This window comes from Acinetobacter sp. CIP 102637 (assembly GCF_000368425.1).
Lineage (GTDB): Bacteria > Pseudomonadota > Gammaproteobacteria > Pseudomonadales > Moraxellaceae > Acinetobacter > Acinetobacter parvus.
In genome coordinates, this window is sequence record NZ_KB849436.1 from 1 (window position 1) to 3,162 (window position 3,162).

The window sequence follows — 3,162 nt, forward strand, 5'->3', positions numbered from 1 at the left end:
TAGACCAATGATCAAAAACTTCATTGATGACTTTATTCTCGATAAAAATCATCTGCTACCACAGAGAGTCTATAAATAACAGTGCGTAAGTCCTATCATCTTAAAAGGAATAGAAAATGTCATCATTATTTTATATTTGGGATGCCAAACAACACCATCCTGATGTTGAAATTAACGATCTTGAACAAGCAGAATATTATGCGACACATCCACAGTATACGGGGTATAGTGAGAATTTAGCACAATGTTTACGTGCTATTATTAAAATAGTGACTGACCCAGAACTTTCAGAAAACTTTGATCAGGATATTATAGATTTTTTTGATAATGCAGAGGGATATATTGTGCCAACACAAGAGAATGTGTTGGATATAGATCGCTATTTTTTTGAAAAAAGTCAATATTTATATAAAATCGTTGTTGAAGCGATTATAAAATACGATGTAGTGGGCTTTGATGCAGGGGCTTATATTTTTTTCAGTAAAGGTAAGGTATTTCCAAAAGAGGCCAGTATTCAACGCTGGCTAAGTACAGTTCAACCCATTACCAAAGATCAGTTAAGCCAGTTTAAAGTATTACCAGCCAGTCAGGATAAATTGGTTCAGTTCTATCATCAGTGGTTAAAGGAAAATGAAAATATATTGGGTTTTTGGGATAAAGAAAAAAAATCAGAATAATCAAGGGTTCGGTTTGTATAGAGATTTTAGTCAAAATATATATGAAAAAATTCTTATAGTAACTGCATCAAATTTATCTAAATATGAACTAGGTTATTCTCATGTTTCTTTAAGCAGTTATATTCAAGTTTCTGAAGATAAGGCTTTTACTATTCTTAGACAACATCCGATTAAAGATTTTACCCTACAATATATACCAGAACTGCATGGGGTTGAGGGTAAACCCTTGGCGATAACACACCCTAAACAGCTTGAAAGTATTTTTAAACAAATTTATGGTTTTTTAATTTATGATGCTGAACAACACAAAGATTTAGAAACATTAAATCAGTGGATTAATCATGGTGATGAAAAAAAATATATAATAGGTAATGCAGTAGTAAATCGGCTGGCTTTCGCTAAATACTTAAATGATCCTCTATATGATCAACTAATTCAGGAAGCTTTATCTTATGTTGAAAGAGGAGCTAAAGCTCTACCTCATCTTGCTAATTGGACAATAGAGAAATTGTACGAAGAAGTTGAGAAAAGATATAATAGTATTATATCCTAAAATTATTTGATAGATTTTTATAAAAATGAGTTATTTAATAGCTCATTTTTGTATTTTATTAGGGTTTTAATAGTTTTAAAAGGAATAGAAAATGTCCTCATTATTTTATATCTGGGATACGAGGTAGCACTATCCTGATTTTGTTTAGTCGAAACTTATACCTCAACAGCGAATCAGGTCTACGTCATGGTTGGAAAAACTATCTATCTACTAATTATTGCTGCACATAGCAATGATCAGAATGGTTCAGAAACCATCAAACTGGAGTTGTCAGGCTTTAGTCAGGGTACGGTACTGACCGATGGAACGAACTACATCACCATTAGTTCAACCCAGCAATGGATAGATATCAGCACATGGGACTGGACACAGTTACGCTTTGCTAGTAGCAAAAATCAGGATATGACCATACAGGTCAAAGCCACAGCGATTGAACAAAGCAACCAGCACAGTGCAAGCACGATAAAGAACATTGCGATCAAAATGTTAGATGGACAGGCTTGTGTCAATCCATGGCAGTTGGTGAATGGCTTTGTATCAACGTGGATAAACCAAATTCCATCTGTTTCTTTAACAGTGAAAGCACAGTGTGCAAAATACTGGATAAAACGACCACCTATTCCTGTTCGTAACATACCAGTCATTCCTATTTCTTGAACCACTTGGATATGAGACAAAATCTCATATCCTTTTAACTGGTTACATAGCTAATTTTGCGGATACTAAACGATTCATACTTACACCACGTTCTGCTGCTTCTAATGCTAGTTTTTGATGAACCATTGATGGAACACGTACAGCAAAACGACCACTATATTTCTTCTCTGAAAGTGGCACTGGTACTTTTTCATTATTACTGATCATATCGGCTACAACCTCAGCAACAACATTAACAATACCTGAAAATGCTTTAGATTGATCTGCATCAAGCCAAGATAATGATGGAAATTCAGCACATTGTCCAACGTATTCATTATCTTCTGCTGACCACATAACACGGTAAGTATATTGCTTACTATCCATTTTCCACCTCACAATACGTTAAGTTTATCGAGTGCAGCCAAAACTTGCTTCACTTGGTATGGTTTAGCTTTCCCACCATCATCTTGAAGGTTTATACGAGGATCGCCTTGCCACGGTGTTTTAAATACGGTGTGACTACCACCTGTTTGTCTTGGCTCACCAAAATACTGTTTGCAAACCTTGATTAAATCCACAAAACGAATATTTTTTGGATTATTCCGCATTTGCTCTATGAGTTGATCAATATTAGCCATTAATATGCTCAATAATTCCAATCTCTAAATAGTATCAATAATGGTACTATTATTCAAGTGCTGATTTCACCATCACCATGTACAAGCCAAGACGGATTAACCTTTAGATACTCTGCTATTTCTCGAAGTTGATGGAAAGATGGTTCATGTTTACCTTGTATCCAATCTAATACAGGTTCAGCAGTTTCATATCCTAGTTGTTCAGCAATGTGTGTATATTTAATTTCTTTTACCTGTAATGAATTAAACAACTCTATTGCTTTAGTTAAGCGATTTGATAGTTCTTTCTTGCGATCAATAAGTTGATATTGGTTCAATACACTATTATTGTCTAATTTTTTAAAGTTAAAGCTTTTTTCTAATCGTGCCACAATTTCAGCATTCATAGATCGTTTCAAGCCTTGAGCTTCATTTTCAATTTTTAACTTTAATGTTGTTGGTAATCTAAGTTTAAATTGTGCATCTACTGTTTGTGGTTTATTCATTTTCGGCTCATTACGAAAGGAACGACTGGTACGTTACGAACAAGAATGGGTGGTATGTTTATGCAGGAATATGCAAATAAACTTATAGTCAGTATTGATGATACTGTTTTAGATAAACCATATAGTCAACATATGGACTTGGTTAGCTATTTTTGGTCAGGCAAACACCA

General features: G+C 34.2%; 6 protein-coding genes. 3 read left to right on the plus strand and 3 right to left on the minus strand.

Annotated elements, in window-relative coordinates; translation table 11 throughout:
• The first annotated feature begins 116 nt into the window (after nt 1-116).
• The 3 genes from F967_RS14595 to F967_RS13250 all read left to right on the plus strand — a co-directional run bounded on the left by F967_RS14595 (nt 117) and on the right by F967_RS13250 (nt 1,887).
• A complete protein-coding gene (locus F967_RS14595) occupies nt 117-677 on the plus strand; it encodes a hypothetical protein (protein WP_004800672.1) in 561 nt (186 codons plus the stop codon).
• Nucleotides 631-1,230: a hypothetical protein gene (locus tag F967_RS14600; protein WP_004800674.1), complete on the plus strand. Its 600-nt coding sequence runs from the start codon at nt 631-633 to the stop codon at nt 1,228-1,230. The genes F967_RS14595 and F967_RS14600 overlap by 47 nt, the downstream gene beginning before the upstream one ends.
• A 186-nt stretch (nt 1,231-1,416) precedes the next feature.
• The gene (locus tag F967_RS13250; RefSeq protein WP_004800677.1) at nt 1,417-1,887 is read left to right on the plus strand and encodes a hypothetical protein; all 471 of its coding nucleotides are present in this window, start codon (nt 1,417-1,419) and stop codon (nt 1,885-1,887) included.
• 42 nt (nt 1,888-1,929) lie between these two features.
• On the opposite strand, the gene F967_RS13255 is transcribed toward F967_RS13250, so the two are convergent.
• The 3 genes from F967_RS13255 to F967_RS13265 are packed head-to-tail and all read right to left on the minus strand — an operon-like array spanning nt 1,930 to nt 2,992.
• On the minus strand, nt 1,930-2,253 hold the full coding sequence (locus tag F967_RS13255) for a type II toxin-antitoxin system HicB family antitoxin (RefSeq protein WP_004678285.1): 324 nt from the start codon (nt 2,251-2,253) through the stop codon (nt 1,930-1,932).
• 8 nt (nt 2,254-2,261) lie between these two features.
• Nucleotides 2,262-2,507 (minus strand): hypothetical protein, encoded by a 246-nt coding sequence (locus tag F967_RS13260; protein ID WP_004678286.1) that lies wholly within the window; start codon nt 2,505-2,507, stop codon nt 2,262-2,264.
• Nucleotides 2,508-2,560: 53 nt separating this feature from the next.
• Nucleotides 2,561-2,992: an Arc family DNA-binding protein gene (locus F967_RS13265; RefSeq protein WP_004761294.1), complete on the minus strand. Its 432-nt coding sequence runs from the start codon at nt 2,990-2,992 to the stop codon at nt 2,561-2,563.
• Between the last annotated feature and the right edge of the window lie 170 nt (nt 2,993-3,162).

Excerpts from the sequence above, each read along its gene's own strand:
- F967_RS14595 (WP_004800672.1), top strand. The coding sequence starts at position 117 with ATGTCATCATTATTTTATATTTGGGATGCCAAACAACACCATCCTGAT.
- F967_RS13255 (WP_004678285.1), bottom strand. The coding sequence starts at position 2,253 with ATGGATAGTAAGCAATATACTTACCGTGTTATGTGGTCAGCAGAAGAT.
- F967_RS13250 (WP_004800677.1), top strand. The coding sequence starts at position 1,417 with ATGGTTGGAAAAACTATCTATCTACTAATTATTGCTGCACATAGCAAT.
- F967_RS13265 (WP_004761294.1), bottom strand. The coding sequence starts at position 2,992 with ATGAATAAACCACAAACAGTAGATGCACAATTTAAACTTAGATTACCA.
- F967_RS13260 (WP_004678286.1), bottom strand. The coding sequence starts at position 2,507 with ATGGCTAATATTGATCAACTCATAGAGCAAATGCGGAATAATCCAAAA.
- F967_RS14600 (WP_004800674.1), top strand. The coding sequence starts at position 631 with ATGAAAATATATTGGGTTTTTGGGATAAAGAAAAAAAATCAGAATAAT.